Source organism: Pseudomonas sp. dw_612, from assembly GCF_018449725.1.
Classification (GTDB): domain Bacteria; phylum Pseudomonadota; class Gammaproteobacteria; order Pseudomonadales; family Pseudomonadaceae; genus Aquipseudomonas.
On the sequence record NZ_JAAVVC010000006.1, the window covers coordinates 257670 to 284020 of the forward strand.

The 26351-nt window shown below is 58.6% G+C and carries 25 protein-coding genes and 1 pseudogene; 12 read left to right on the plus strand and 14 right to left on the minus strand.

Annotation, left to right across the window (positions count from 1 at the left end; genetic code table 11):
- Positions 1–159 precede the first annotated feature (159 nt).
- Positions 160–1794 carry a methyl-accepting chemotaxis protein gene (locus tag HB680_RS12480; protein ID WP_213938928.1) on the minus strand — a complete coding sequence of 545 codons (1635 nt, stop codon included), beginning with the start codon at positions 1792–1794 and terminating at the stop codon, positions 160–162.
- Between the two features lie 291 nt (positions 1795–2085).
- Between HB680_RS12480 and HB680_RS12485 the strand changes: the two genes are divergently transcribed.
- Entirely contained in the window at positions 2086–2916 is an 831-nt protein-coding gene (locus tag HB680_RS12485) for an undecaprenyl-diphosphate phosphatase (RefSeq protein WP_213938929.1), read from the plus strand.
- On the plus strand, positions 2913–3341 hold the full coding sequence (locus HB680_RS12490; RefSeq protein ID WP_213938930.1) for a DUF1294 domain-containing protein: 429 nt from the start codon (positions 2913–2915) through the stop codon (positions 3339–3341). The genes HB680_RS12485 and HB680_RS12490 overlap by 4 nt, the downstream gene beginning before the upstream one ends.
- Before the next feature lie 160 nt (positions 3342–3501).
- Here HB680_RS12490 and HB680_RS12495 read toward each other — a convergent pair whose 3' ends face one another.
- Entirely contained in the window at positions 3502–3861 is a 360-nt protein-coding gene (locus tag HB680_RS12495; RefSeq protein ID WP_213938931.1) for an MmcQ/YjbR family DNA-binding protein, read from the minus strand.
- Positions 3858–4766 carry a LysR substrate-binding domain-containing protein gene (locus HB680_RS12500; RefSeq protein ID WP_213938932.1) on the minus strand — a complete coding sequence of 303 codons (909 nt, stop codon included), beginning with the start codon at positions 4764–4766 and terminating at the stop codon, positions 3858–3860. Before HB680_RS12500 ends, HB680_RS12495 begins: the two co-directional genes overlap by 4 nt.
- A gap of 129 nt (positions 4767–4895) precedes the next feature.
- Here HB680_RS12500 and HB680_RS12505 point away from each other — a divergent pair, with 129 nt between their 5' ends.
- Positions 4896–5507 (plus strand): FMN-dependent NADH-azoreductase, encoded by a 612-nt coding sequence (locus tag HB680_RS12505; protein ID WP_213938933.1) that lies wholly within the window; start codon positions 4896–4898, stop codon positions 5505–5507.
- A 262-nt stretch (positions 5508–5769) separates the two neighbouring features.
- Positions 5770–6807, plus strand: coding sequence for a dienelactone hydrolase (locus HB680_RS12510; protein WP_213938934.1), 1038 nt, complete (start codon positions 5770–5772; stop codon positions 6805–6807).
- A 127-nt stretch (positions 6808–6934) separates the two neighbouring features.
- Here the strand turns inward: HB680_RS12510 and HB680_RS12515 are convergent, their stop codons facing one another.
- Together HB680_RS12515 and HB680_RS12520 are read right to left on the minus strand one after the other, a co-directional pair.
- Positions 6935–8122: an MFS transporter gene (locus tag HB680_RS12515; RefSeq protein WP_213938935.1), complete on the minus strand. Its 1188-nt coding sequence runs from the start codon at positions 8120–8122 to the stop codon at positions 6935–6937.
- Positions 8123–8367: 245 nt separating this feature from the next.
- Entirely contained in the window at positions 8368–9957 is a 1590-nt protein-coding gene (locus HB680_RS12520; protein WP_008149954.1) for an ABC-F family ATPase, read from the minus strand.
- A 484-nt stretch (positions 9958–10441) separates the two neighbouring features.
- On the opposite strand from HB680_RS12520, the gene lpxO reads away from it, so the two are divergent.
- The gene (gene lpxO, locus HB680_RS12525; RefSeq protein ID WP_213938936.1) at positions 10442–11341 is read left to right on the plus strand and encodes a lipid A hydroxylase LpxO; all 900 of its coding nucleotides are present in this window, start codon (positions 10442–10444) and stop codon (positions 11339–11341) included.
- A 125-nt stretch (positions 11342–11466) separates the two neighbouring features.
- Here lpxO and ligD read toward each other — a convergent pair whose 3' ends face one another.
- Both ligD and HB680_RS12535 read right to left on the minus strand, forming a co-directional pair.
- Positions 11467–13986 carry a DNA ligase D gene (ligD, locus tag HB680_RS12530; RefSeq protein WP_213938937.1) on the minus strand — a complete coding sequence of 840 codons (2520 nt, stop codon included), beginning with the start codon at positions 13984–13986 and terminating at the stop codon, positions 11467–11469.
- Between the two features lie 34 nt (positions 13987–14020).
- A complete protein-coding gene (locus HB680_RS12535; RefSeq protein WP_213938938.1) occupies positions 14021–14896 on the minus strand; it encodes a Ku protein in 876 nt (291 codons plus the stop codon).
- 202 nt (positions 14897–15098) lie between these two features.
- On the opposite strand from HB680_RS12535, the gene HB680_RS12540 reads away from it, so the two are divergent.
- On the plus strand, positions 15099–15413 hold the full coding sequence (locus tag HB680_RS12540) for a hypothetical protein (RefSeq protein ID WP_213938939.1): 315 nt from the start codon (positions 15099–15101) through the stop codon (positions 15411–15413).
- A 51-nt stretch (positions 15414–15464) separates the two neighbouring features.
- Entirely contained in the window at positions 15465–16616 is a 1152-nt protein-coding gene (locus HB680_RS12545; protein ID WP_213938940.1) for a PQQ-dependent sugar dehydrogenase, read from the plus strand.
- 115 nt (positions 16617–16731) lie between these two features.
- On the opposite strand, the gene rimI is transcribed toward HB680_RS12545, so the two are convergent.
- Positions 16732–17829, minus strand: a complete 1098-nt coding sequence (gene rimI, locus HB680_RS12550) for a ribosomal protein S18-alanine N-acetyltransferase (RefSeq protein WP_213938941.1) — start codon at positions 17827–17829, stop codon at positions 16732–16734.
- A 92-nt stretch (positions 17830–17921) separates the two neighbouring features.
- Here rimI and HB680_RS12555 point away from each other — a divergent pair, with 92 nt between their 5' ends.
- The gene (locus HB680_RS12555; protein ID WP_256735520.1) at positions 17922–19496 is read left to right on the plus strand and encodes a RimK family protein; all 1575 of its coding nucleotides are present in this window, start codon (positions 17922–17924) and stop codon (positions 19494–19496) included.
- Between the two features lie 7 nt (positions 19497–19503).
- Positions 19504–20427: a magnesium transporter CorA family protein gene (locus HB680_RS12560; RefSeq protein ID WP_213938942.1), complete on the plus strand. Its 924-nt coding sequence runs from the start codon at positions 19504–19506 to the stop codon at positions 20425–20427.
- Between the two features lie 116 nt (positions 20428–20543).
- Here the strand turns inward: HB680_RS12560 and HB680_RS12565 are convergent, their stop codons facing one another.
- Entirely contained in the window at positions 20544–20879 is a 336-nt protein-coding gene (locus HB680_RS12565; RefSeq protein ID WP_213938943.1) for a DUF2834 domain-containing protein, read from the minus strand.
- A gap of 342 nt (positions 20880–21221) precedes the next feature.
- Between HB680_RS12565 and ilvA the strand changes: the two are divergent.
- Positions 21222–22217 (plus strand): annotated as a pseudogene (ilvA, locus tag HB680_RS12570) (threonine ammonia-lyase, biosynthetic); the annotation flags it as partial.
- Positions 22218–22248: 31 nt separating this feature from the next.
- Here ilvA and HB680_RS12575 read toward each other — a convergent pair.
- Complete coding sequence (locus tag HB680_RS12575) at positions 22249–22554, minus strand: NIPSNAP family protein (RefSeq protein WP_213938945.1); 306 nt, start codon at positions 22552–22554, stop codon at positions 22249–22251.
- A 615-nt stretch (positions 22555–23169) separates the two neighbouring features.
- Between HB680_RS12575 and HB680_RS12580 the strand changes: the two genes are divergently transcribed.
- Positions 23170–23439 (plus strand): DUF1652 domain-containing protein, encoded by a 270-nt coding sequence (locus HB680_RS12580; protein ID WP_054046253.1) that lies wholly within the window; start codon positions 23170–23172, stop codon positions 23437–23439.
- On the opposite strand, the gene HB680_RS12585 is transcribed toward HB680_RS12580, so the two are convergent.
- From HB680_RS12585 to HB680_RS12595, 3 genes are all read right to left on the minus strand, one after another.
- Positions 23436–23831: a hypothetical protein gene (locus HB680_RS12585; protein ID WP_169369825.1), complete on the minus strand. Its 396-nt coding sequence runs from the start codon at positions 23829–23831 to the stop codon at positions 23436–23438. The two genes, HB680_RS12580 and HB680_RS12585, sit on opposite strands and share 4 nt — an antisense overlap.
- Before the next feature lie 92 nt (positions 23832–23923).
- Positions 23924–24193: a DUF2790 domain-containing protein gene (locus tag HB680_RS12590; RefSeq protein WP_213938946.1), complete on the minus strand. Its 270-nt coding sequence runs from the start codon at positions 24191–24193 to the stop codon at positions 23924–23926.
- A gap of 212 nt (positions 24194–24405) precedes the next feature.
- The gene (locus HB680_RS12595; protein ID WP_213938947.1) at positions 24406–24954 is read right to left on the minus strand and encodes a hypothetical protein; all 549 of its coding nucleotides are present in this window, start codon (positions 24952–24954) and stop codon (positions 24406–24408) included.
- 377 nt (positions 24955–25331) lie between these two features.
- On the opposite strand from HB680_RS12595, the gene HB680_RS12600 reads away from it, so the two are divergent.
- Positions 25332–25628, plus strand: coding sequence for a hypothetical protein (locus tag HB680_RS12600; RefSeq protein WP_213938948.1), 297 nt, complete (start codon positions 25332–25334; stop codon positions 25626–25628).
- Between the two features lie 24 nt (positions 25629–25652).
- Here the strand turns inward: HB680_RS12600 and HB680_RS12605 are convergent, their stop codons facing one another.
- Positions 25653–26327 carry a YcxB family protein gene (locus HB680_RS12605; RefSeq protein ID WP_213938949.1) on the minus strand — a complete coding sequence of 225 codons (675 nt, stop codon included), beginning with the start codon at positions 26325–26327 and terminating at the stop codon, positions 25653–25655.
- Positions 26328–26351: the final 24 nt, after the last annotated feature.

Sequence of the window (26351 nt, forward strand, 5' to 3'; positions counted from 1 at the left end):
GTACCCAGATTGTCAGGCGCGGGCTTGCCCGACATCTTCAGTTAAAACACAAAAACCTGTGGGAGCGGGCTTGCTCGCGAAAGCGGTGTTCCATTCAACTTTTACATTGACTGATACGACGCTTTCGCGAGCAAGCCCGCTCCCACATTTGATCGGTGATCAGACGCGGAATTGCTTGAGCAACCCGTTAAGCTGTTCACTCAATCCCTTGAGGTGAACACTGGCCAGGCTCGACTGCTCCGCCGCCAATGCCGTGCTATGGGACAACCCGGCGGCCTGGGTGACGTTCTGGTTGATGTCTTCCACCACATGGGCTTGTTGCAGGGTGGCGCTGGCGATCGAGGCGTTCAACCCGTTGAGGTTGCGCAGGGCCTGGCCGATGGCGCTCAGGCTTGCACCGGCGAGACCGGCCTGTTCGATGGTCAATTGCGATGCCCGGCTGCTGTCGCCGATCACCTTGACCGCCGCTTCGGAATGGTTTTGCAGGCGTTCGATCATCGCCTGGATTTCCGCCGTGGACTTCTGGGTACGCTGCGCCAACAGACGCACCTCATCGGCCACCACCGCAAACCCGCGACCTTGTTCACCGGCCCGGGCCGCTTCAATGGCGGCGTTGAGGGCCAGCAGGTTGGTTTGTTCGGCAATCGAGCGAATCACTTCGAGCACGCTGCCGATCTGAGTGCTTTCGGCGGCAAGGGTGCGAATCACTTCCACCGCTTGATCAATGGTCCCGGAGAGCTTATCGATCTGCTGCAAGCTGCCATCAATGTTGACCTGGCCTTGCTGCGCCTGAGTCTCGGCATCGCGCATTTCGCTGGCCGCGTGTTCGGCGTTCTTGGCCACGTCCTGCACGCCGTAGGTCACTTCATTGATCGCAGTCGCCACCAGTTCCATTTGCTGGGACTGTTGCTGGCTGCGTTGCTGAGCCTGTGCGGCATCGTTGCCCAAATCGCTGGACGACTGGCCCAGTTCACTGGCGGATACCTGCAACTGGCTGATCACCAGGCGCAGCTTGGCAGTAAAGGCGTTGAAGTGCCGCGCCAGTTGCGTGACTTCGTCCTGGCCATGGGTGTCGAGGCTGCGGGTCAGGTCGCTTTCGCCGCTGGCGATGTTGGCCATGGCGTTCACGGTTTCCTGCAACGGGCGCACGATGCTGCGGGCAATCATGATCACCAGCAGCGCCATGATCAGCGCAATCCCTACACCGATGAACGACGCTTTCCAGACCTGAGCGTAGAACTCGGCCTGCATGTCATCGATGTACACCCCGGAACCGATGATCCAGCCCCAGGGCTCGAACAGTTTGACGTAGGAGGTTTTTTCCACCGGCGCACTGGCGCCCGGTTTCGGCCAACGATAATCGACCATGCCGGCGCCCTTGGCCTTGGCGATGACGACCATCTCATTGAATAGCGCAAAACCATCCGGGTCGCGGATCGACGACAGGTTCTGGCCTTCGAGTTTCGGGTTCGCCGGGTGCATGATCATCACCGGCGTCAGATCGTTGATCCAGAAATAGTCGTTCTGGTCGTAGCGCAGGCCGCGAACCGCCGTCAGCGCCTGCTTCTGCGCCGCCTCGCGGGTGAGGGTGCCGGCGGTTTCCAGGTCATGGTAGTAATTCAGAATGCCACTGGCGGTCTGCACCACATGCTGGGTTTTCTGGCCTTTGGCGTGATACAGGTCGTCGTGAATCTGTTTGAGCATCAGCATGCCCAATGTCAATAACATCACGATGGCCACGATCAAGATGAGCCACAAGCGTCGACTGATCGACACACTGCGCAAGCTGTTCATAACGCTGTCACTCCCTATTCTTATTCTTGTCATAAACGATCGCCAGCATCCAACCACGCTTTGGTTGTGGGAACCATGCGACGCAAGTCCAATTACGCAGCGGCGTTAATCAGGCATGTCTGATAGGATTTCGGCCCCGCGCGGAAAAACCTGAGTCCAAGTTGATTTTTCACGGAATTTTTACGGTTTCGTAGAGATCCTGTGCGCGCCGGACATCAGCTACGCTCAGCGCGGTGAACGTATTAAAAATATTAACGGGGCATGCCTATGAGCAATGCCTTTGGGGGATTGATGGATCTTTGGACCGCCTTTCAGGCACTGATTCTAGGAGTTGTAGAAGGGCTGACGGAGTTTTTGCCCATTTCCAGTACCGGACACCAGATTATTGTCGCGGACTTGCTCAACTTCGGTGGTGAACGGGCCATTGCATTCAACATCATTATCCAGTTGGGCGCGATCCTGGCAGTGGTCTGGGAGTTTCGCCGCAAGATCCTCGACGTGGTGACCGGTTTAAAATCCGAGCCGAAAGCACGTCGCTTTACCGCGAACCTGCTGATCGCCTTTATGCCAGCCGTGGTGCTGGGGGTGGTCTTTTCCGACTTGATTCACCATTACCTGTTCAACCCGATTACGGTGGCGGCGGCATTGGTCGTCGGCGGGATTGTCATGTTGTGGGCCGAGAAGCGTCAGCATGAAGTGCACGCAGAGACGGTCGACGACATTACCTGGCAGGACGCGCTGAAAGTCGGCTTCGCCCAGTGCCTGGCGATGATCCCGGGGACCTCGCGTTCCGGCTCGACCATCATTGGCGGCTTGCTCTTTGGCCTGTCGCGCAAAACCGCGACTGAGTTCTCGTTCTTCCTGGCCATGCCGACCATGGTCGCGGCGGCGGTGTATTCGGGGTTCAAGTACCGTCACCTGTTCGTACCGGCAGACTTTCCAGTGTTCGCCGTGGGTTTCATCACCGCGTTTATCTTCGCGATGATCGCGGTCAAGGCGCTGCTCAAGTTCATTGCCAGCCACAGCTACGCGGCATTTGCCTGGTATCGCATTGCGTTTGGCCTGGTGATCCTCGCGACCTGGCAGTTCGGTTGGGTGGATTGGGCCGCTGCCAAGCCATGAGTGATTCCGGCGCGCGGTATAACCCCGGACGCCCGTCCGGGGGGCAGGTCCAGCATCCACGCTTGAAACTGCTGGCGTTCGCGGTCCTCTGTGCGCTGCCGCTGTATGGCTCGCTGGCGTTGTGGCTGCACGGAGTGTCAGTGATCCCGCTGGCCGCTTACGGCGTGGTCAGCGTGATCGCGTTTTTCCTGTACTGGAGCGACAAGCGCAAAGCCCGAGCCGACACCTGGCGTACGCCGGAAAACGTCTTGCACGCCGTGGAACTGGCCGGTGGCTGGCCGGGCGCGTTACTGGCTCAGCAAGTGTTCCGGCACAAGACCCGCAAAGTGTCGTTTCAACTGGTGTTCTGGCTGATCGTGCTGCTGCACCAGGTGTTCTGGATCGATCAGTTGTTTCTCGGCGCAAACCTGTTGGCGTTGTTCTAAGAACACGCACGTCTCACGTAGCAGCTGTCGAGCGGAGCGAGGCAGCGTTCGGCGGCGAAGCCGTCGTGAATCCAGACGATGCGGTGTTTCAGGAATACCGCGTGCGCAGGTTTTACGACGGCTTCGCCGCCGAACGCTGCCTCGCTCCGCTCGACAGCTGCTACAGCAGCAACCCGACCTGGGTGCGCTTGGGTAACTTGCTCACCACCAATTGGTGGGAACGTTGCAGCAAGGCTTGCAGTTCTTCGGCGCCCAGCGGGTAGGGCGTCTGCATGATGATCCATTGCGCCCGGGCCAGGTACGGCGCCGGGTGAATGCCCGGACGGTCGCAATGACCGAGAAACAGATCCTTGTCGACCTTGAACGCCAGGGAGTCTCCCCGCAAATTCTGCAGCGCGAACATCTTGTTGCCGGCAATCGAAAACACCCGCACACCGCCCCATTTGTAGTCTTCCCGCGCACCGGGCAGCCCCAGGCAAAACTCTGCGACATCCGCTTCGCTCATGCGTCCAGCCTTCATATCAATCGGTCCCCACAGGCATTGAATGATTCGATCAAATGGTCGAGCCAGGCGCGTACGGCCGGCATTACCCCGCGCCGGTGAGGGTACACCGCTTGCAGCCAGCCGCCAGGCAATGACCAGTCAGGCAACAACTGGATCAGCGAGCCGTCCTCGATTTCCTGTTCGCAGTACATCATCGGCAGGACTGTAAAGCCCTGGCCGGCGAGGGCGCAGGACCGGCGCACAATAAAGTCATCGATGCCCAGCCGTGCCTCCAGCGCCAGATCATGGCTTTTGCCCTGTTGATCGAGCATGCGGATATGCACCATGCGATCAGGTTCCAGTGCGCCGAGCACCGGCAAGCCCTTGAGGTCATCCGGGTGATTGATCTCCCGACCGTGCAGGAAGGCGGGACTGGCGACGATTAGCGTCTGCGCCTGACGCAGGCGCCGGGTGACCAACAATGGGTCTTCATCCCCCAGTTCGCGGACCCGCAGGGCGACATCGACGCCCTCGTTGACCAGATCCACCCGACGGTTGAGCAGCAAGACTTCCAACTGGACCTGCGGGTATTTCTCCAGGAAATCGCTGATCACCGTCGGCAACATCTGATGGGCCAAGCCCACTGGGCAGGACACCCGCAGCCTTCCTCGGGGCTCGCTGGACATGCTGGCGACCGCTTCGTCGGCCATCTCCGCTTCCAATAACATCGCCTGACAGTGGCGCAAGTAACGTTCACCCACGGCCGTCAGCTTGAGTTGCCGGGTGGTGCGTTGCAGCAGGCGCGCACCCAGGCGTTCTTCCAGTTCGGCGATGCGCCGCGACAGTCGCGACTTGGGAATCCCAAGCAACCGCCCGGCCGCAGCGAAACCACCGGCTTCGACAACCTTGGCGAAATAGTAGAGGTCATTAAGGTCTTGCATGGCGTGAACTCGATTGTTCTATCAGTGAGACGAACTATCGCATTGTTGCGGGCTAATCAGCTATTACATTCATCTGTAGGCTTCTCCCCATCAGATCGCCCGGTGGCGATCCTCACCTGGAGATCCTTTATGAAACTGTTGCATATCGATTCGAGCATTTTGGGTGACAACTCGGCCTCCCGTGGTTTGAGCGGTGACGTGGTCAAAGCCTGGCAAGCCGCTGACGCTTCGGCCGTCGTGACTTACCGTGACCTGGCCGCTGATGCCATCAGCCATTTCTCCGCCACGACCCTGGTCGCTGCCGGCACCACCGCTGAACTGCGCAACGCCGCGCAACAGCACGAAGCCGAACTGAGCGCATCGACCCTGGCCGAATTCCTCGCCGCTGATGCCATCGTGATCGCCGCGCCGATGTACAACTTCACCATTCCGACCCAATTGAAAGCCTGGATCGACCGCATCGCCGTTGCCGGCCAGACCTTTCGCTACACCGAAGCCGGCCCTGAAGGCCTGTGCGGTGGCAAGAAACTGGTGATCGTTTCGACTTCTGGCGGTCTTCACGTTGGTCAGGCCACAGGCGTTGCCCACGAAGATTACTTGAAGGTGTTGTTCGGTTTCCTGGGCATCACTGATATTGAGTTCGTTCGCGCCCACGGCCTGGCTTACGGTGACGAAGTGCGGACCAAAGCCCTGAGCGACGCTCACACGCAAATCAGCGAGCAATTGTTCGCCGCGGCATAAGGCCTTTGTAAGGCTTGCGTAAAAAATACTAAACGGCTCAGGCAATACCCGAAAAACTCTGTATTCTGATCATGGTAATGATCGGTTACAGAGTTTTTTTGTTTTTTATGGTTTTTCATGTTGTGGCCCAGGTTATGCAGTCGAGGGTTAACGTCCCCGTTGCGCAACGACCTTGGTGGCCGCAAACACTGGCACAAGGCCGCGTTCTCCGTCATCGGAGCACTACGGGCTTTTCAGTCAAGTAACAAAGGTAGGGCATCCCATGGTGCGTCTTTGTGCAACGTTACTGATATGCCTGCTCAGCAGCCTGATTTCAGTGCACGCTGCGCCTGGGCTGCATTCGCACTGGGGCGTCGGTTATCACGAGATGACGTTCCTCGATCCGCTGGATTTGCAGCCGATGCGCGCCATCGCCTTTTACCCGTCCAGCGACAAGGATCAAACCAGCAAGCTCGAGGGTTACACCGTCGAAGCCGGTGAAGATGCCCGCGTCGCCATCGGGCGTTTCCCGATGCTGATGCTTTCCCACGGCAACGTCGGCACCCCGCTGGCCTTGCACGATCTCGCGACCTCGCTGGCGCGCAAAGGCTTCGTGGTGGTGGCGGTGATCCATCCGGGCGACAACTCCAAGGATCACAGCCGTCTCGGCACCTTGAGCAACCTGTACGGTCGGCCCCTGCAAATTTCCGAAGCGATTACCGCGACCCTGGGCGATTCGATGTTGGCGCCTTTCGTCAACGCCGACCAAGTGGGGGTGATTGGCTACTCGGCGGGCGGCGAAACGGCGTTGATCCTGTCCGGCGCCACGCCTGACCTGGATCGCCTGCGCCGTTATTGCCAGGAACGTCCGGATGACCGCGATGCCTGCAATACCCAGGGCGAGCTGATTGTCGATCGGGATGATTTGCAGCCAGTGGCCGACCCGCGGGTCCATGCCTTATTGCTGATGGCGCCGTTGAGCCTGAAGTTCGGCCGCCACACCCTGGCTGATGTGCATGTGCCAGTGCTGCTGTACAGCGGCGACGGCGACAAACTGGTGGCCTTCGACAAAAACGCCGCAGCCCTGGCGCGCAAACTGCCGATCGCACCGGACTTCAAGCTGTTGGCCGGGGCAGGGCACTTCGTGTTCATGGCGCCGTGTAATGAAGAACAGATCATCGCCATGCCGGCGCTGTGCACCGATGCCGATGGGGTTGATCGCGAAGACATTCACCGCAACCTGATCTCCGAAGCGGGGCGGTTTTTCTCACACGCCCTCGGCAAGCCGAGCCGGGCGGGGATGCAGACTGCCGATCAGTAATCTAATCAACACCACATGACACCTGTGGGAGCGGGCTTGCTCGCGAAGGGGCCTTGTCAGTCAACATTGATGCTGGATGACGCACCGCATTCGCGAGCAAGCCCGCTCCCATAGTGGATCGTGGTTGTCAGGCCATAGCGCGGCGCTTCAGCAGTAGCGTCAGGCCGAGACCTGTAACGGACAACAGCGCCGCACTAAAGAAAATCCACGAATACCCCAGGTTCAACGCCACCGCACCCATCAGCGGCCCGGCAATCGCCAGCGCCAGATCGAAAAACACCGCATAAGCACTCAACCCCGCGCCGCGACTGGAGTTGGGCACCTGTTTGATCGCCTCGACTCCCAGCGCCGGATACACCAGCGACAGGCCAAAGCCAGTCAATCCAGCGCCGATCAACGCGAAACCAGTGGACGGTGCCAGCCACAACAGCACCAGGCCCACGGTCTCGATGGTCATACAGGCAATCGCCGAGGTGAACCCGCCGAAACGGCTGATCGCAGAAATGAACAACAGCCGCGACAGAATGAAACACACGCCGAACACCGTCAGGCAATACGCTGCGCCGGCCCAGCCGCGATTGAGGTAATACAAGGTAATAAAAGTGGTCAGCGTGCCATAGCCGATGGACGCCAGGCTCAGGCTCGCCCCGAACGGTGCAATGCGCCCGAACACGGCCCAGAACGGCAGGCGTTCACCGCGAATCACCGGCACCGACGGTTTGTTGCGGATCAGCAGCAGCGCGCCCAACGCCAACACCGACAGGACAATCCCCAGGCTTTCAACCCCGTACTCGGCGACCATCACCACCCCCAGCGGCGCACCGATGGCAATGGCGCCGTAGGACGCAATCCCGTTCCAGGAAATCGATCGCGCGGTATGTTCGGCGCCGACCTGGCCCATGCACCAACTGATGGTGCCGACGCCGATCAAGCCTTGGGCGATCCCCAGCAGCAGACGACCAGCGATCAGGACCAACAGACTCAGCAACGGAAAGCTTTGCAACAAGGTCGACAGCAACGTCAGCACACCGCTCAACACAATCCCCGACAAGCCGTAAACGATCGCGCGCTTGGTGCCGACGCTGTCCGACATGCGTCCGGCCATCGGGCGGCTGAGCAGGGTGGCCAGGTACTGGCAACCAATGGTCAGCCCCGCGATGATCGCGCTGAAACCCAGCTGTTCATGGACGTAACCCGGTATCACCGCAATCGGCAGGCCGATGCAGAGGAAGGCAATAAAGGTATAGAAAACGATGGAGACGATCTGCAGGGTGATCGCCATGGAGCTTTGCGGGGGCAGTTGCTGCGCAGACATGAGGGCTCGTTCGCGGGCGGCGGTGGGAGAGTTGCATCATGGCGTGGGCAGGGAATAAAAGGAAGCAGGCTAACGATCAAGATCAAAAGATCGCAGCCTTCGGCAGCTCCTACGTTGAAATGCGTGCCCCTGTAGGAGCTGCCGAAGGCTGCGATCTTTTGATTTTCAGGCAACAAAAGCCCCGTCACCAGGACAGGGCTTTTACTTGCCGCTTGCCGCTTGCAGCTTGAAACTAATCGCTGCTCTTAAAACACAACGCCCTGGCTACGCAGGTAATCATCATAAGTACCGCTGAAGTCGATCACGCCGCTAGGGCTCAACTCGATAATGCGGGTGGCCAAGGACGATACGAACTCACGGTCATGGCTGACGAAGATCAGCGTGCCCGGGTAGTTCTCCAGCGCCAGGTTCAGCGCCTCGATGGATTCCATGTCCAAGTGGTTGGTCGGTTCGTCCATGATCAGCACGTTCGGCTTTTGCAGGATCAGCTTGCCGAACAGCATGCGCCCTTGCTCACCACCGGAGATGACCTTGACCGACTTCAGAATCTCGTCGTTGGAGAACAGCATCCGGCCGAGGGTGCCGCGAACGATCTGCTCGCCGCCCTGGGTCCACTGGCCCATCCAGTCGAACAGGTTGCAGTCGTCTTCGAAGTCGTGCGCGTGGTCCTGGGCGTAGTAGCCCAGTTCCGCGGCGTCGGTCCACTTCACGGTGCCGGCATCCGGGGTCAGTTCGTTGACCAGGGTACGCAGCAGGGTGGTTTTACCGATACCATTCGGGCCGATGATCGCCACGCGCTCGCCGGCTTCAACCTGGAAGCTGAAGTCCTTGAACAGGGTTTTGCCGTCGAAGCCTTTGGCCATGCGCTCGACGATGACCGCCTGACGGTGCAGCTTCTTGGTTTGTTCGAAACGGATGAACGGGCTCACGCGGCTCGAAGGTTTGACTTCGGCCAACTGGATCTTGTCGATCGCCTTGGCGCGGGAGGTGGCCTGCTTGGCTTTCGAGGCGTTGGCCGAGAAGCGGCTGACGAACGATTGCAGTTCCGAGATCTGTGCTTTCTTCTTGGCGTTGTCCGACAGCAGTTGCTCGCGGGACTGAGTCGCCACGGTCATGTACTCGTCGTAGTTGCCCGGGAACAGGCGCAGCTCGCCGTAATCCAGGTCAGCCATGTGGGTGCACACGCTGTTCAGGAAGTGACGGTCGTGAGAGATGATGATCATCAGGCTGGAGCGCTGGGTCAGAATGTTTTCCAGCCAGCGGATGGTGTTGATGTCCAAGTGGTTGGTCGGTTCGTCGAGCAACAGCACTTCAGGATCGGAGAACAGTGCCTGAGCCAGCAATACGCGCAGTTTCCAGCCTGGGGAAACCTCGCTCATCGGGCCGAAGTGCTGCTCGATGCCGATACCCAGGCCCAGCAACAGTTCGCCGGCACGGGATTCGGCGGTGTAGCCGTCCATTTCGGCGAATTCGGTTTCCAGTTCAGCCACGGCCATGCCGTCTTCTTCGGTCATTTCCGGCAGCGAGTAGATGCGGTCGCGCTCGGCCTTGACCTTCCACAGCTCTTCGTGACCCATGATCACGGTGTCGATAACGGTGAATTCTTCGTAGGCGAACTGGTCCTGGCGCAATTTACCCAGGCGTACGTTCGGCTCAAGCATGACCTGGCCGCCGGACGGCTCGAGATCGTCACCGAGGATTTTCATGAAGGTCGACTTGCCGCAACCGTTGGCGCCGATCAGGCCGTAGCGGTTGCCCGCGGCGAATTTGACCGAAACGTTTTCGAATAGCGGCTTGGCGCCGAACTGCATCGTGATGTTAGCTGTAGAGATCAAAGGTTTTTCCTGCGAAGCATTCAGAATAGCTAAAGGTGCGGCAGTACCGATTCAGTACCCGGTTCCGGTATCCAAACCACGGGAAATGCATCCCGGTCAGAAGCGGAAGGTCCATCTGGCAATAAGTGGACAGCAGCAATGGAGCGCTTGGCCCGAGTGAAAGTGCGCTGAGGCGGGGTTCATTCCCGTCATCAACCAAGGGGGGCGCGTAATGTTTGGCGGCGATTGTACTGGTCTGGCTCTTTAAACGATAGGGCGTTGAGGCCGCGCGGGCACTTTGGCAGTATCAGCGGACACATTTTCACAGTTGAACGTTAACTATTGGTTACAAACTGTGGCTAAAATGCCACCTATCAACCCGGTGCCGCTGTTGGCATGGGCTCAAGGACGTGTCACCGGGAACGCTGTTTCGTATTCAGACACTGCACCAGACCGCTTGACCGGCTAGGCGCAGTTTGTTCACTTTTGACCTGTGACGATTGCCGTGAAACTGATCATTGCCGCTATTTATGTTGTCTCCATCGCGTATGTTCACCTGCGCGGTCGCGTGCGCCACAAACTGGGTCGTCAACTCAGCGACCACTCGACGTTTCTGGCGCCGATCAATTGCTTCCTTTATATGTTCTCCAAAATCCCGAGCAGGCCTTACCTCAACCCGGCCGACTTTCCGGACTTGAGCCCGTTGCAGGCCCATTGGCAAGAAATTCGCGCCGAAGGCCAGAACCTGCTCCGGGCCGGAGAGATCAAGCGCTCGAACCAGTACGACGACGTGGGTTTCAACTCGTTCTTCAAAAGCGGCTGGAAGCGTTTTTATCTGAAGTGGTACGGCGACAGCCATCCATCGGCGGAAAAACTCTGCCCGCGCACCACGGAACTGGTGCAAAGCATCGGCTCGATCAAGGCGGCGATGTTCGCCGAGTTGCCGCCGGGTTCAAAACTGGTGCGCCACCGCGACCCGTATGCCGGTTCCTACCGTTATCACCTGGGCCTGGATACACCGAACGATGCCGGTTGCTACATCAACGTCGATGGTGAGAACTACCATTGGCGCGACGGTGAAGCGGTGATCTTCGACGAAACGTTCATTCATTACGCCGAAAACACCACGGACCAGAACCGCATCATCCTGTTTTGCGATGTCGAGCGGCCGATGAAGTACCGCTGGGCGTCGGCGTTCAACGCCTGGTTCAGCCGTAATGTGATGTCGGCGGCGGGCGCGCCGAATGATGCGGGGGACAAGACGGGCGGCATCAACCGTTTGTTTACCAAAATCTACAAAGTGCGTTTGCGGGGCAAGGAGCTGAAAAAGCGTAATCGGGCCCGCTACTACCTGGAAAAATGGGCGATTTTTGGTGGGTTGTTGGCGGTGTTCGTCCTGATCTGAGTTTTTCAGCGAGGCTACTGGCGCCTTAGCGAGCAAGCCCGCTCCCACAGGGGATTTGTGTACGCAACAGATCCAATGTGGGAGCGGGCTTGCTCGCGAAGAGGCCAGAACATTCAACATAGTTCTTAAGGTTTTTTCCCGCCCAACTGCTTCCACATCTTCGCCGTGATCTTCTGCCGATTCGCATACCCGACCCACGGATCCTCTTTCAACCCTTCCAACCGCTCCAGCAAATTCGCCACCGTCCACTCCTGCGAACCGTGCAGCGCTGTCAACTCATCCCGCGCAATCGGCACTGAAACCGGCAACCCCGGCCGCGCCCGCACCGAATATGCCGCCACCGTACTGGCGCCGCGGGTATTGCGCAGGTAATCGACGAAGATCTTGCCGACCCGGTTTTTCGGGCCCATGGTCGCGGTAATCCGTTCCGGCAGTTGCTGCGCCATGAATTGCGCGATGGCTTTGGCGAACGCCTTGACCGTGTCCCAGTCATCCTTGCGCGCCAGCGGCACGATAATGTGCATGCCTTTGCCGCCGCTGGTTTTCAGGAATGCCTCCAGGCCGATTTCGTCCAGCACCGACAGGGTCAGTTGCGTCGCCTCGACCATGCTTTTCCAGGGCAACGCCGGATCAGGGTCGAGGTCGAGGACAAACAGGTCCGGGGTTTCAATCCGATCATGGGTGGCGCCCCAGGTATGCAACTCGATGGTGCCCATTTGCGCCGCCCCAATCAGCGCCTGGACGCTGTCGATTTCCATCAGGCGCGCGTGGCCAAGGTCAATGTTCGGGTCCAGGTGCTTGATGTTGGGGATCGCCAGGCGTTCGGCGTGTTTCTGGAAGAACTGCTCGCCCTCGACACCTTCCGGCGCCCTTAACAGTGACACCGGCCGGTCGCGCAGGAAGGGCAGGATCCACTGGCTGATACTTTCGTAAAACTGCACGAGTTCGAGTTTCTGCGTGCCACTGTCCTTGTCGATGACACGCTCGGGATGCGTGATCTTGACCCCGGCGACGGTGCTGTCCTTGCTGCTGGTTTTCTTCTCGCTCACAGGTTTGCCCGCCTTGGGGGATTGTGGCTGTTCACGGACAATCTCCGTCGCCGGTTTGTCGGTGCGCATGGCGATGAACGCCGCTTGCCGGACCACACCTTCGCGGGTCCACTCGGCAAACTCGGCTTCGCACACCAGCGCCGGTTCGACCCAGTGCACGCCTCGGGCCTGGGCGGCGGTCAACGATTTGGCCAGGGGCGAGGTCTTGCGTTCGATCTTCTGTAATTGGCCATGAAACAACTTCAGGTTGGCCTGATTGAACCCGGTCCCGATACGCCCGGCGTAGACCAGCGCCTTATCGTCGTAGACGCCCAGCAGCAGGGCGCCGAACCCACTGCGCGAACCTTGCGGCGCCGTATAGCCGATGATCACAAATTCCTGGCGCAAGCGGCATTTGAGCTTGATCCAGTCCGGGCTGCGCCGCGAAACGTAAGGGCTGCCGGCGCGTTTGCCGATAACGCCTTCCAGGGACAGCGCACACGCACTCTCGATGATGTCTTGATGTTTGGCCGTGAAGGCCTCGGAGAAGCGCACGATCTGCCGAGACTTGCGGCCCAGGGCTTTCTTCAACGCGGCCCGGCGATCTTCTACCGGCGATTCACGCTGATCGACGCCGTGCAGGAACGGCGCATCGAACACGAAATAAATGATGTCCACGGAGCGGCCGATTTCGAACGCATTTTGCAACGCCTGGAAATCCGGGAAGCCTTTGTCGTTCAGCACCACCACTTCGCCATCAAGCCAACTGCCGTCGAGCTTCATCTCGGCCAACGCCTTGGCCTGCAAGGGCAATTTGGCCGTCCAGTCGTGGCCGTTGCGGGTCAGCAGCCGCACTTCACCGTTGTCGATGCGAGCCAGGATCCGATAGCCGTCGAACTTGATCTCATAGCGCCAATCGCCGGCCGGGGCTTTGTCCATCAGCGTGGCCAGTTGCGGGCTGAATTGTTCGGGCAGGGTGGTGGGTTTTGGTTTTTCCGCTTTGGGCTTTTTGGTGGCTTTCTTGGTGGTTTTTGTGGTCTTGTCACCGACTGTCGCGTCGCTTAATACGCTTTTTGGCAGCTCGGCCACGACATCAAACTCGCTGATCGGCCGTGCCTGTTGATCCTTTTCCTTAATCAGCAGCCATTGCTCCTTGTCGCCACTGCCGCGCAGATGAGTGCGCACCAATGCCCAGTCGCCGGAGAGCTTTTCGCCGATCAGGGTGAATTTCAGTTTGCCGGCCTTGTAGGTTGCTTGCGGGTCACCGATGGGTTGCCAGACGCCATGGTCCCAGACAATCACATCCCCGGCGCCGTACTGGCCTGCGGGAATGCTGCCCTCGAAGGTGCCGTAGCTGATGGGATGGTCCTCGACATGCACCGCCAGGCGCTTTTGCGTCGGATCCAGGCTTGGGCCTTTGGGCACGGCCCAGCTTTTCAGGGTGCCGTCGAGTTCCAGGCGAAAGTCGTAATGCAGGTTGCGCGCATCATGCTTCTGGATCACGAAACGCAAGGCCGAAGGCGCTTTCTTGCCGCGTTTGGCCGGCGCCGATTCGGGCGGTTCCGAGGTGATTTCGAAGTTGCGTTTGCGCGTGTATTCACTCACCGGTTTAGCCATGGCGGACTACCTTGTGCTGCGAATTCCCGGGCCGTCAGCCGCGAGAACTCTTCGTGGCTTTTTTCGCCGGGGCCGGTTTGGCCGCGGCTTTGCGCGGCTTGGCCGCTGGTTTGCTGGCTGCCTTGCCGCCAAGGCTGCGTTTGAGCAGTTCGGTCAAGTCAATGACATCCGCCGTTTTACGTTCTTCTTCGCCGGTGCTGCTCTCGACGTCTTCGATCTTGCCTTCATTGGCCTTTTTCTCCACCAGCGCCATGATCTTGTCTTCGAAACTGTCGCGGTAATCCTCGGGTTTCCAGTCGGCGCTCATGTCCTCGACCAAGCGCTTGGCCATCTCCAGTTCTCCCTTGGCCAATTCGGGTTTGGTCACCTCACTGCCCAACTCCAATTCATCCAGGCTGCGCACTTCCGCCGGCCAGCGCAGCATCACCAGGACCATCGCCGATTCCAGCGGCATCAGCGCCGCCAGGTGCTGGCGGGTATGCAGCACGACATGGGCGAGGGCGACCTTGTTGGTTTTGCTCAGGGTTTCACGCAACAGCGCATAAACCTTGCCACCGCGTTTGTCCGGCGCCAAGTAGTAGGGTGTGTCGATGTTTTGCAGCGGGATCTGTTCGCTGTCGACAAAGGCGAAGATGTCTATGGTCTGTGTCGACAGCGGGTGCGCCGAGCGGATTTCCTCTTCGCTGAGCACCACATAGCGGCCCTTTTCGTAGGCCACGCCTTTGACGATATGTTCCTTGGTGACTTCCTTGCCGGTGACCTTGTTGACGCGCTTGTAGCCCACCGGGTCCATGCTGCGGCTGTCGAGCCAGTCGAAATCCACCCCTTGGGATGAAGTCGCTGACACCAGTGCCACGGGGATGTGCACCAAGCCAAAACTGATTGCGCCTTTCCAGATTGCTCGGGCCATCGTCGTCTACTCGCAAGTGATGATCAGGTGACCTGCGGCCCGGCGCAAAAGTTTCAGCGGCTTTCGCCCAGGCCCTGCGGGGGGATCAGCGGCGTGGCAAACGGGTGTTACATCTGTGAAGGAGGTTTCAGTTAACAAATCCGAACGTCGGGCGTAGCGTGGCATCGAAGACTCTATTCCCGCGTTCGTAGAGAGGCTCCCCATGAAACGATTTTTGCTCGGCTGCACCGTGTTGGCCTTGAGCGCGTTGCTCGGTCCGGTGGCGCTGGCCCAGAGCCCGACGGGCAGCAGCAATAACAATCCCTACAACAGCCCGATTCACCGGGCCAACCCCAACAGCATGCAAGGCACCCAGCCGGCCACCCGGCAACCGACGTTCGCCCCCGTGCCGCGTCCGCCAACCCTGGACAACGGCGGCATCGGCAATCGCTATCCCCAGGACAAATCGGCGCCGAGCACGCCACCGAAATTCATTCCCAACCCACCGCCAAGGGACTCGGACAGCAGCAACCGTTGAACGGCAGGACTGAGGTTCTGTCAGCCATTCGAACGACAAAAGGAAGCGTGCATGTTGCGTAAAACCCTCCTGGCCACCTTCTGCGCCAGCGCACTGATCATCGCCGCGGCGCCTGTTTTCGCGGCACCCACCCAGGAACTCAAAAGCGAACAAGGCACCCTCGAGGTCACGCCGATAACCAAAGGTCTGGAACACCCGTGGGCCCTGGCCTTTCTGCCGGATCGCCAAGGCATGCTGGTGACCGAACGGCCCGGCAACTTGCGCGTGGTCACCGCCGATGGCAAACGTTCAGCGCCCATCAGTGGCGTGCCCAAGGTCTGGGCCAAAGGGCAGGGCGGATTGCTGGATGTGGTGTTATCGCCGGATTTCAAACAGGACCGCACGGTCTATCTGTCCTACGCCGAGGGCGGTGGCGAGGGTGACAAGGCCGGAACCGCCGTGGGACGCGGGCGTTTGTCCGATGACCTGACGACGCTCAAGGATTTCAAGGTGATCTTCCGCCAGGAGCCGAAGCTCTCCGTCGGGAATCATTTCGGCTCGCGACTGGCGTTCGACCGGGACGGCTATCTGTTCATCACCCTCGGTGAAAACAACGACCGCATGACCGCGCAGGACCTCGACAAGCTGCAAGGCAAAGTCGTGCGGATCTACCCGGACGGCAAGGTGCCGGACGACAATCCCTTTGTCGGTCAGGCCGGCGTACGCCCGGAAATCTGGTCCTACGGCCATCGCAACCCGCAGGGCCTGGCGCTTAATCCGTGGAGCGGGACGATTTGGGAAAACGAACATGGGCCCAAGGGTGGCGACGAGATCAACGTGATCGAACGCGGCAAGAATTACGGCTGGCCACTGGCAACCAACGGCATCAACTATTCCGGCCAGCCGATTCCAGAGGCCACGGGCAAGACCGCCGAAGGCACCGTGCCGCCGCACCATGTCTGGGAAGTGTCTCCGGCCATCAGCGGCATGGCGTTCTACGACGCCGATCGTTTCAAGCCTTGGCAGCACAACGTGTTTATCGGCGCGCTGGGGAGTCAGGAACTGATCCGGTTGCAGTTCGATGGCGACAAAGTGGTTCATGAAGAGCGCTTGATGGGCGAACTCAAGGCACGCATCCGCGATGTGCGGCAGGGACCGGATGGGTATTTGTATGTGCTGACGGATGAGGAGGATGGGGCGTTGTACAAAGTCGGGTTGAAGTGAAACCCTTCCACCGCTTTCGCGAGCAAGCCCGCTCCCACAGTTGGAGTGCGTTCCCCTGTGGGAGCGGGCTTGCTCGCGAAGGCGGCCTTACAGCCACCACAACGCTGGGCTTTCCTCACTTTCGGGCATACAAAATCACCGCCGCCCGAAGCTTCCCCCGCCCAAAACTGCACATCTTCTCGAATTCCCCATGACTCACCGGCAAATGCTGGCAATCCATGGGCTGGCGATGCTGGCTGTGATCCACATCCGGGTCGTGCAGGTAGACAAACTCTTCGTCGCAATCGGTGACTATCACCCAGTGCGGCGCCTTGGAGCGGGTCAGGCGATAGCTGCTGATCAGCACCAGCGGCTGACCGCCATCCCCCAGCAACCGTGGCAAATCCAGCGTCCCGCCGATCACCCGTTCCACATCGGTGTCCTGCAACTGCGCGGTGAACTCTTCGTGCACCAAACGCATTACGTCCTTTTTATGCTCGTCGCGCACGCCATCGAGAAACAACGGCCCGGCCATGCTCAGTTGCAAGTGCACACGAAACCCGCGTCGCCACGCTGCCAGCGCCAACCCTTGAGGGCTGCAACCGCCGTGGCCCGAGGTCATGAACACCGTGGTTGCCTCACGCCAGATTTGCAGTTCTTCGCGACGTTCCAGCAACCGACCCCGTTTCAGCGCGCCCATCGCCATCAACAAACAGGCCGGGCCGCAGGTGAAGTCCGTGGTCTGGCGATACCAGGGCACCTGGATGTTGCGCGAGTCGCGGTGCTGGAGGATGCGTTTTTCGAGGCGTATCGCATCGGCATGGTCCTGGTAATAGTCATGAATCAGCGCAAAACGCCGGTAACCGTTGCGCTCATACAGCGCAATCGCCGCCGGATTGTCGATACGCACCTCAAGCCGCAAATAGGCGCAATCGTGCTCAAGGGCGCAAGCCTCGACACGTTCCAGCAACTGTTTACCTAAGCCATTGCCACGGGCCTCGGTGGCAATGGCAATCGAATACAACCGCGCCAGGGACGTGCCTCGGTGGAACAACACCACGGCGTAGCCGGCCAGTTGCCCCTCATCTTGGGCGACCAGCAACTGCCCATGAGCCCGCGTGATCATCCACTGAAAACTGCGACTGGTAAGCCGGTCCGTGGTGAAGCATTGCGCTTCGAGTTTGAGCAGCGCCGGTAAGTCTTCAACTACCGCCAAGCGAAAGACAGGATTCATATGACCGCCGTAAAAGTTGCGTAACGAAACGGGACTTTCGAAAAAGTTCGTGCTTAATAGGAAAGGTCTTGTTCTCCAACGGATCAATCACTATGTCAGCGGTACAAGGTCATTGGCGCGAAGTATCCGAGCAAAGTTTGCCGGCGGCAACTTATTTAAATGACGCAGTCAGAACTTCAAGTCAGTTGATTATCATCGTCGAACGCAAGGAAGACTGGGCGTCCTACTTTCCCAGTGAAGACATCGTCACGGCCCAGGAATACCTGGAACAAACCCGTGACAACGAGCAGGGTAAACGGGTCCAGGTGATCAACCTGTGCCGTAGCTACAAGTACCTGGGGCATGGTTATTACTGCTCGCTGCTGGCTGAAGCCCGAGGGCACAAGGTCATTCCGTCGGTGCGAACCATCAGCGAACTGACGCGTAAATCTCTTTACGGCCTAGCGTTGGATGATCTGGATAAACCACTGGAAAAAGCCCTCAGTAATCATCTTTACAGTGATACCGAAGGCTTTACCCTGACCCTGTATTTCGGCAAGACCAATATCGAGCCCTTACAGGATTTGGCGCGACAGTTGTTTGAAGTCTTCCCGTGTCCGATTTTGTTAGTTGAATTTAGACGAACTAATGGCTGGCACATCGAAGGCATAAAGTCCGGTGCGTTACATAAGTTGCGCGAAGACCAGGAAGACCAGTTTGCCAACTCCCTGGACAGTTTCAGCCGCAAGATCTGGCGCATGCCGCGCTCCCGGCGTTTGGCCCGTTATGACTTGGCGATCTTGCATGACCCGCAAGAAGCGTTGCCGCCATCCAACGCCAAAGCCCTGGACAACTTCGTCCGCGTCGGTAAAAACCTGGGCATCGACGTCGAGCTGATCGAGCGCAAGGACTACGCCCGTATCGCCGAATACGACGGGCTGCTGATTCGCGAGACGACAAGTGTCGATAACCACACCTACCGCTTCGCCAAGAAAGCCGAGAGCGAAGGGCTGGTGGTGATGGACGACCCGGCGTCGATCCTGCGCTGCACCAACAAGGTTTATTTGACCGACCTGCTGAAAAGCCACCAGTTGGGCATGCCCGCTACCGAGATTCTCTACAAGGAACGACCGGAAGACTTTGAACGAGTCGGCGAGCGGCTGGGCTTTCCGCTGGTGTTGAAAATCCCCGACGGCTGTTTCTCCCGGGGCGTGATCAAGGTCGAAAGCCAGCAAGCCTTGCTCGAAGCCACCGCTGAACTGTTCGAGCACTCGGTGTTGTTGCTGGCTCAGGAATTCTTCTACACCGAGTACGACTGGCGCATCGGCGTACTCAACCGCAAACCGATCTTTGCCTGCCAGTACTTCATGTCCAAGGGCCATTGGCAGATCTACAACCACAAGGCCAAGGGCCAGGACATCAACGGCGAATGCCGCACCCTGGCGGTCCACGAAGCACCGCGCGCGGTGGTGGAACTGGCGGTGAAGACCGCCAACCTGATCGGCGATGGCCTTTACGGCGTCGACCTCAAGCAGTCCGGCGACAAAGTGGTGGTGATCGAGGTCAACGACAACCCGAACATGGACGCCGGCATCGAAGACGCCTATTTGCAGGACGACTTATACTCGCTGGTGCTGGAAGAGTTCGTCCGTCGCCTGGAGCTCAAGCGTCGCGGCCAGGCCTGGTGAACGGCCGATGATCAAGAGTTTCCAACTGAGCCACGGCGCCCTGCACAACGTTGAACGTCTGGACGCCGAAGTGATGCTGTTCAGCAACCCCGATGCCGCCGAGCGCGACTTGCTGCACAGTCATTTCAAACTCAATGAACACGCCTTGGCCTCGGCCCTGGACCCCGACGAGGTGTCGCGCATCGAGTTTCACCCGGACAACCTGTTCCTGATCTGGAAACGTCCGGAAAACTATTCCGGCGCCGGTAGCCTGGCCTTCGAAGTCTCGTCCTGCGGCTTGCTGTTCTCGCCGGGCCGCTTGCTGGTCATCGCCACCGACGACTCGCCGCTGCATGGCCTCGGCACCCGCCAACGGCTCAATACGCCGCTGGATGTGTTGCTGGATTTGTTGTTCAACAACATCCATCACTACCTGGGCCACCTGAAGGTGATCAAACTGGTTGCCCGGGAGTTGCAGCAAAAATTCAACGCCTCGATGGAAAACCAGCACCTGATCCAGATGTTCAACCTCAGCGAAAGCCTGATCTATTACATCAATGCAATCCACAGCAACGGCGCGGTGCTGACCCGACTGCGTAACCACGCTGAAAAGGAGCACTTCAGCGCCGAGGCCATCGGCCTGATCGATGACCTGATCATCGAAAACAACCAGTGCTACAAACAGGCGGAAATCTACTCCACGGTGTTCTCCGGGCTGATCGACGCCCGGGGCAACCTGATGAACAACAGCATGAACAACCTGCTGCGCAAACTGACGTTGATCAACGTGGTGTTTTTGCCGCTGAACCTGATCGCCAGCATTGGCGGCATGTCCGAGTTCAGCATGATGACGGCGGGCACGCCGTGGTGGGTGTCGTATCCGTTGTTTTTGACGGCGATGATGCTGGGGGCGGGGGTGATGGTGCTGGGGCTCAGGCGGTTGGCGAAGTAACTTGGTGTCTGTCAAATCGCCTTCGCGAGCAAGCCCGCTCCCACAGTTGGAATGCGTTCCCCTGTGGGAGCGGGCTTGCTCGCGAAAGCAATATCAAAATCACCGCAAGTCCCGGATCAAACTCGTTGGCCTGCATCGACACGAACTGACCGCTCCTGAACCCCCCGAACCACCAAATACAACAACGGCCCAACCGAAACAAAAACAGCGGTAAGCACCAGATAAGGCACCACAGACAACGCCGACCGTCCACGCTTGCGCGCATCCCGGTACATCCAAACTCCGGCCAGCGTCGCCAGCAGATATAGATCAATCACCACCTGCGCCGTATCGGGTCGCGACATCAGGCTGATCCCAAACGCGATCAACGACTGTTCCGCCTGCAACATCACCGAAACGGTGTAGCCGGCAAACGCGATCAAGGCAATCAGGGGCAGGGCGACAGACTTCATGGTTTCCTTCCTTGGGGACAATGAGCAGAATCGCCAGCCTACAGACGCCCGACAAAATTGGCCATTGACTTGCCATCGGCGCCCGGCTAATTTCCAGCCATGACTTCCACCGTATTGCGCTGCCAGCCAAGCATTATTACCGCCATTCCTTATTTGGCGGGCTAGCTCACGACTGCAGCACCCAACCCGCCCTAGAGGCGGGTTTTCACTTTCTGTCTCCTGGGTCTTGAACCGGAATACGCCCGGTGTAGGAGCTGCCGAAGGCTGCGATCTTTTGCTTTTTGAAGATCAAAAGATCGCAGCCTTCGGCAGCTCCTACGCCGGGCGTGTAGAACAGGAGAGATGAGCATGAGCAGTACCGCAGCCCAGCAAAGCTTGCTTGAGCACTACGTAAAAAAGATCCTCGCCGCGCCGGTGTATGAGCTGGCGGTGCGCACGCCGCTGCAACCGGCGCCCGCGCTGTCGGAAGCGCTGGGCAATCAGATCCTGCTCAAGCGCGAAGACCTCCAACCGACGTTTTCCTTCAAGATCCGCGGCGCCTACAACAAACTGGTGCAACTCAGCGCTGAGCAAAAGGCCCACGGTGTGATCACGGCCTCGGCCGGCAATCATGCCCAAGGCGTGGCACTGGCCGCGCGGGAACTGGGGATTGGGGCGACTATCGTGATGCCTCGCACCACGCCGGAATTAAAGGTGCTGGGCGTGCGAAGCCGGGGCGCCGACGCGGTGCTGCATGGCGAGAGTTTTCCATTTGCTTTGGAACATGCCTTGAGCCTGGCTCAACACTCCGGCCGCACCTTTGTCTCGCCGTTTGACGACCCGGACGTGATTGCGGGGCAGGGCACCGTTGCCATGGAGATCCTGCGTCAGCATCAAGGTCCGCTGGATGCGATCTTCGTTCCGGTGGGTGGCGGCGGGTTGATCGCCGGCATCGCCGCTTACGTCAAATACCTCCGACCAGAAGTGCGCATCATCGGCGTCGAGTCGGAACATTCCGCGTGCCTGCAAGCCGCATTGCAGGCGGGGGAGCGGGTCGTCCTGCCCAACGTCGGCACCTTCGCCGACGGCGTGGCCGTGGCGCAGATCGGCGCTTATGGTTTCGATGTCTGCCGATTTTGTGTCGACGACGTGATCACCGTCAGCAATGACGAACTCTGCGCCGCGATCAAGAACATCTACGACGACACCCGTTCGATCACCGAGCCTTCCGGCGCCTTGGCCGTCGCCGGGATCAAGAAGTACGTGGCGCAAACCGGCGCTCGGGGGCAGACCCTGGTGGCCATTGACTCAGGCGCGAATATCAACTTTGACAGCTTGCGCCATGTCGCCGAGCGCGCCGCTGTGTGCAGTGCCCCGGCGTGAACGGCGTTCAAGGCAACATCGGGCGCAGGAACGTGCGTTCGTAGCTGACGATAAACTTCTTCTCGACCAGCGAGGCCACCAGCGCGGTGCTCTCCGGGTCGGTCATCGCGATGTGGCGGTAGCTTTCGTAGTCCGCCAGCGAGGGAAAACTGAACAGGCAGTAAGCGATATTGCTTGCGCCCTCGGACGGCAGGAAATACCCATGATGAGTACCGCCCAAACGCTCGACGATGCCGAGCCAGGTCTGGGCGTAGGCTTCGAACTCGCTGAGCTGGTAAGGATCGATGACATATTTGACGTGGCAGGTAATCAAAAGGCAGCTCCTGTTTTTATTGGAAAACGCAATTCCCCATGTGGGAGCGGGCTTAATCGCGAATGCGGCGGGCCAGTCACCATTAATGTTGGATGTGACGGCCCCTTCGCGAGCAAGCCCGCTCCCACAGAAATTGTGGTGGCTTATTCTTGAACAGCTTTCTCGACCTTACTCGACAACAACCCGGCCACTATTCAGCCCAGCGGTAGTGATTAAGGTCAATGAACCCATGATGCCTCCTTGCGTGTCAGTCGGGTCAGCGGATACTGAAATATTGGGTAGCATTTTTTACGTCCATGCTTGGCTGATGCAACCCCACGCCTGATACCTGCAAATTGCAGGGCTTCTACAGGCCTTTCTTGCATCTTGCATGAGAGCAATCTGATGGCGCCCGCACTAAGCCGTTGATTTGCCGACGAGGTGCAGAGCGAAATCTTGGGCATGAATTATGCTGTAGCTGTCTTTAAGCTGACCGGCGTTTTATACGAGTCAGCGTTGCTACGAGAGAACGACCGGATATGAAATGGGATGGCCCGCACGGATGACAAAACGGGTGATTTCAGTATCGGTCGATGATTATTTGATTGGCAGTCTCACATTAAGGAGAGGGTCGCCATGTTTTTATCTGCCTTGGAACTTCGCAATATCATTGAAAGCAGTTTCCTGCCGAAGCGCTGTCAATGCACGCTGTCGCCGGACCTGTCGATGACCATCAAAGTCTATGCCGACACGCAAACCGATCAGCTGGATCTGTTGGTGACCGGTATCAACGCCAAACGTTTGAATGGTTGTCGGGAAATCAACGATCTGATCGCCGAACTTCGTTCAGACATGCAGCACAGGGCGCAGGTTCAGCCTCTGCATCTGGACCGAAAAGCGCTTTAACCTGCCGTTTCAAGTTCTACCGACACGCGCCGGGTCTGGAAAAATCCCAGGCCCAGCGCCAGTTCGACCCCGACCGCCAGCAAAATCCCTGGCCCGGCATGGCCATTCAGCCATTCGCCGAAGCCCAGTGCTGCCAAGCCCCAGCATCCGACGATAAACCCGTTGCTCAACGCACTGCGAGTCGCGGACGGCGCCTCGTTGCGAACCAGATAAAACATCACCCCCAGCGCCGCAAACAACACCGCGCTGCGCCGCGCAACCAATCCCGCCGCTGACGAATACTCGATGCTCCAGACCGCCAACAACTGATCCGGCATCAAACCCCACACCAACGCCAGCACGAAGCACAACGCGGCGGTGAACGTCGATAACGTACGAAACGATAACTGCATGGCGAATCCTTGCGGCAGTGAGGGAGGCGCCCAAAGCATAGCGCCACAACCCCTCACAGGCATACCGCAAAGTGCCGAATCAGAGCCTTCCGTCAGTTTTGATAACTGCAGGCGTCAGACAATTTCCGATAAGTGATTTCCGAAGGCTTGCCCGAGACGCTATCGATGTACTTCATGTCCGCCTTGATCACTTTGCAGTCCGGCGTCGACGGCTCGGTCAAGGCAACTACCTTGCCCACGTTCAGTGGCATGCCGTATTGGTAGGGCACCGCCTGGGAGGTTGAAGTGTCAGCGGCCTGGGCCAGACCGGCGAAAGCGGTGCAGGCGAGGGCGGTGGTGAGCAGCAGGGTGCGCATGTTCATGAATATTCTCCGGTGCAGGCTTGAAGTCGGCTCGACGTGTAACGCGTCGAACCTGCCGCACTGGGCATCAGGAGAGTCTGAAGGCGTGCGGTCCAGTAAAGTTTTGGACCGCGGCGTTAAGCGATGGTTAACCCGGCTGAATACCACCTGTCGTGAGGCGGTTTCTGACAGAGCTTTCATGTGGGGGAAAAATGTGGGTTCATACCGGTCAGCTAATGGCCGGAACGCTGCTCCAAATGCACGACCTTAAAACCATGGGTTTCGGGAGGCGTATCAATGCCGATAGCCGTTTCGGCCTGGCCCTTGCCGGCCACATAGTCATAGAGCAGAAACTTCGTCGGGACTTCATAGCCCAGGTTTGGAATCACCAGCCGCATCTGCTCTCGCCCCAGATAAAGCCAATGGGGCAGGGCTTTCTCGGCAAAATCGATTTGCTCGACGCTGTGGGTGACGGGGTTTTTGCGCATCACCACGCCTTTCATGTACGGCGAGCCGTATTCGAGGGCAAAAATCAGACTTGAGGACACGCACTTTGCCAGGACGATTCGGCCGATGAAGTCCGCTTGGGGCATGTCGGTGAAGGCGATGTGGGTTTTGCCGTCAAGTTTTACGAAAAGACGATGGCCGTCTTCGGCGGGCTCGGCCAGCAGCGATACCTTGGAGTTGCCGGCTAAAGGGCAGGTGAGGATGGTCTTGAGCGGTTGCGCGTAGGCCTGGGTGGTTAGCAGTGCTGCGAAGAGGTATGGCCAGGGTGATTTCATTGTGGGTGAGTCCATTCTGTTGTTGGGTCCTACAGCGCTACCCGGTAGTCGTGAAAAATCCTAAGAAAGCTTCGTCCCGGTCCTACAGGCTCGGACGCTTTGTCGTCTTTCGCCGGGCGGCTGCCAGCGGGTACTGTTTGGACTCGTTGAAAAATCAGCGAACAGGTTTGGTCACCTGAGAACAGTGCACACATGTGTGCCATGATTCGCCTTGCGGACATCTATGTCCTTAAGACGCGTTGTTGTGGCGGCTGTGTGCAGGACGCCTTCGGGCGAGCTGAGTTACTGTTCTCGGTTGACCAAGCCTGTGCACAGTCCGCCTCCCATCGTTTGGTCACGGTGCTGGCGGTTACCTCAAAACAGATGAGTAACTAACTATGCCAACGCTAAATCCTTTTCCCGATCGTTATCGTTCAATCAAAAGCAACGTTACCGACACAAATCCCATGGTCATCGACACCCAGGCCAATCCCCAAGACATTCTCGAAGCCGCCCTACAGCGTATCCGCGCCTCCAGCAATCTGCTGGAAACGCTGCATTGCCAGTGCTTCAAGAACGGCGATGTCCAGGACATTCCGCACATCACCCACGCGCTGTATCTGCTGACGCAAGACGGCTGCGATCTATTGCAGGTTGCGCAACAGCAGATGTTGGGCTGGACAGCGCCGGCCTGACGCCTGCTGATACACACCTGCCTCCTATGAGGCAGGTTTTAAAGCGGCAGAGGCGGGCACCCGACTCAAGAACAGTTCCAAACCTTGCTGATACTGCTCCGAGTCCATCACATCGCTGCGCTTGGGAATGTGATAGGCCTTGCCCTCACGATCCAGTTTGGCGCAGGCAATGGAGTAGAAGTCGGGCGTCACCTTGAGCCGCACAATCTGCGCCCAAGCTAACTCGCTTTTGGCACCCTTCGCCCTGGTGTTGGTCAGGATGAACCCTTGGTCATCAAACTGCAGACGATATGCACCTTCAGTCGCCTTGAGGCGAATGCGCAAATTCGACTCGATGAGGCGCTGGTTCACGCGGCGAAAAGGCATGCGCACGTTCGCACGATTGTTGGCCATACGTTTGCGCAAATGGCTGAGCAGTCGCCCGGAATAGCACCACCAGAACACAACGAAAATCACCCCAAACAGGGCCATGGAGATAAGTTTCTGGGGGCTGAACTCGCGCGCAGGAAAATAGATCGCCAGCATGCCGCCAGCCAGACCCAGAAGAAACAGCAGTGGCGCTAGCAAACGATCCTGAAGACGTGTGATATGGCCCAACAGCCGGGCCTGCAGTTGATCATCCTTAAGCATTTCTTGCTCAAGCAGTTCATTGACTCTGAGCTGGGTGTGCTCGGGGGTAATGGTGAATTGCAGTTCCATGGCGTTGAATCCGAAGTCCGTTTC

Coding starts and splice junctions, on each gene's coding strand:
- HB680_RS12480 (WP_213938928.1), bottom strand. CDS start 1,794: ATGAACAGCTTGCGCAGTGTGTCGATCAGTCGACGCTTGTGGCTCATC.
- HB680_RS12485 (WP_213938929.1), top strand. CDS start 2,086: ATGGATCTTTGGACCGCCTTTCAGGCACTGATTCTAGGAGTTGTAGAA.
- HB680_RS12490 (WP_213938930.1), top strand. CDS start 2,913: ATGAGTGATTCCGGCGCGCGGTATAACCCCGGACGCCCGTCCGGGGGG.
- HB680_RS12495 (WP_213938931.1), bottom strand. CDS start 3,861: ATGAAGGCTGGACGCATGAGCGAAGCGGATGTCGCAGAGTTTTGCCTG.
- HB680_RS12500 (WP_213938932.1), bottom strand. CDS start 4,766: ATGCAAGACCTTAATGACCTCTACTATTTCGCCAAGGTTGTCGAAGCC.
- HB680_RS12505 (WP_213938933.1), top strand. CDS start 4,896: ATGAAACTGTTGCATATCGATTCGAGCATTTTGGGTGACAACTCGGCC.
- HB680_RS12510 (WP_213938934.1), top strand. CDS start 5,770: ATGGTGCGTCTTTGTGCAACGTTACTGATATGCCTGCTCAGCAGCCTG.
- HB680_RS12515 (WP_213938935.1), bottom strand. CDS start 8,122: ATGTCTGCGCAGCAACTGCCCCCGCAAAGCTCCATGGCGATCACCCTG.
- ligD (WP_213938937.1), bottom strand. CDS start 13,986: ATGGCTAAACCGGTGAGTGAATACACGCGCAAACGCAACTTCGAAATC.
- HB680_RS12535 (WP_213938938.1), bottom strand. CDS start 14,896: ATGGCCCGAGCAATCTGGAAAGGCGCAATCAGTTTTGGCTTGGTGCAC.
- HB680_RS12540 (WP_213938939.1), top strand. CDS start 15,099: ATGAAACGATTTTTGCTCGGCTGCACCGTGTTGGCCTTGAGCGCGTTG.
- HB680_RS12545 (WP_213938940.1), top strand. CDS start 15,465: ATGTTGCGTAAAACCCTCCTGGCCACCTTCTGCGCCAGCGCACTGATC.
- rimI (WP_213938941.1), bottom strand. CDS start 17,829: ATGAATCCTGTCTTTCGCTTGGCGGTAGTTGAAGACTTACCGGCGCTG.
- HB680_RS12555 (WP_256735520.1), top strand. CDS start 17,922: ATGTCAGCGGTACAAGGTCATTGGCGCGAAGTATCCGAGCAAAGTTTG.
- HB680_RS12560 (WP_213938942.1), top strand. CDS start 19,504: ATGATCAAGAGTTTCCAACTGAGCCACGGCGCCCTGCACAACGTTGAA.
- HB680_RS12565 (WP_213938943.1), bottom strand. CDS start 20,879: ATGAAGTCTGTCGCCCTGCCCCTGATTGCCTTGATCGCGTTTGCCGGC.
- HB680_RS12580 (WP_054046253.1), top strand. CDS start 23,170: ATGTTTTTATCTGCCTTGGAACTTCGCAATATCATTGAAAGCAGTTTC.
- HB680_RS12585 (WP_169369825.1), bottom strand. CDS start 23,831: ATGCAGTTATCGTTTCGTACGTTATCGACGTTCACCGCCGCGTTGTGC.
- HB680_RS12590 (WP_213938946.1), bottom strand. CDS start 24,193: ATGAACATGCGCACCCTGCTGCTCACCACCGCCCTCGCCTGCACCGCT.
- HB680_RS12595 (WP_213938947.1), bottom strand. CDS start 24,954: ATGAAATCACCCTGGCCATACCTCTTCGCAGCACTGCTAACCACCCAG.
- HB680_RS12600 (WP_213938948.1), top strand. CDS start 25,332: ATGCCAACGCTAAATCCTTTTCCCGATCGTTATCGTTCAATCAAAAGC.
- HB680_RS12605 (WP_213938949.1), bottom strand. CDS start 26,327: ATGGAACTGCAATTCACCATTACCCCCGAGCACACCCAGCTCAGAGTC.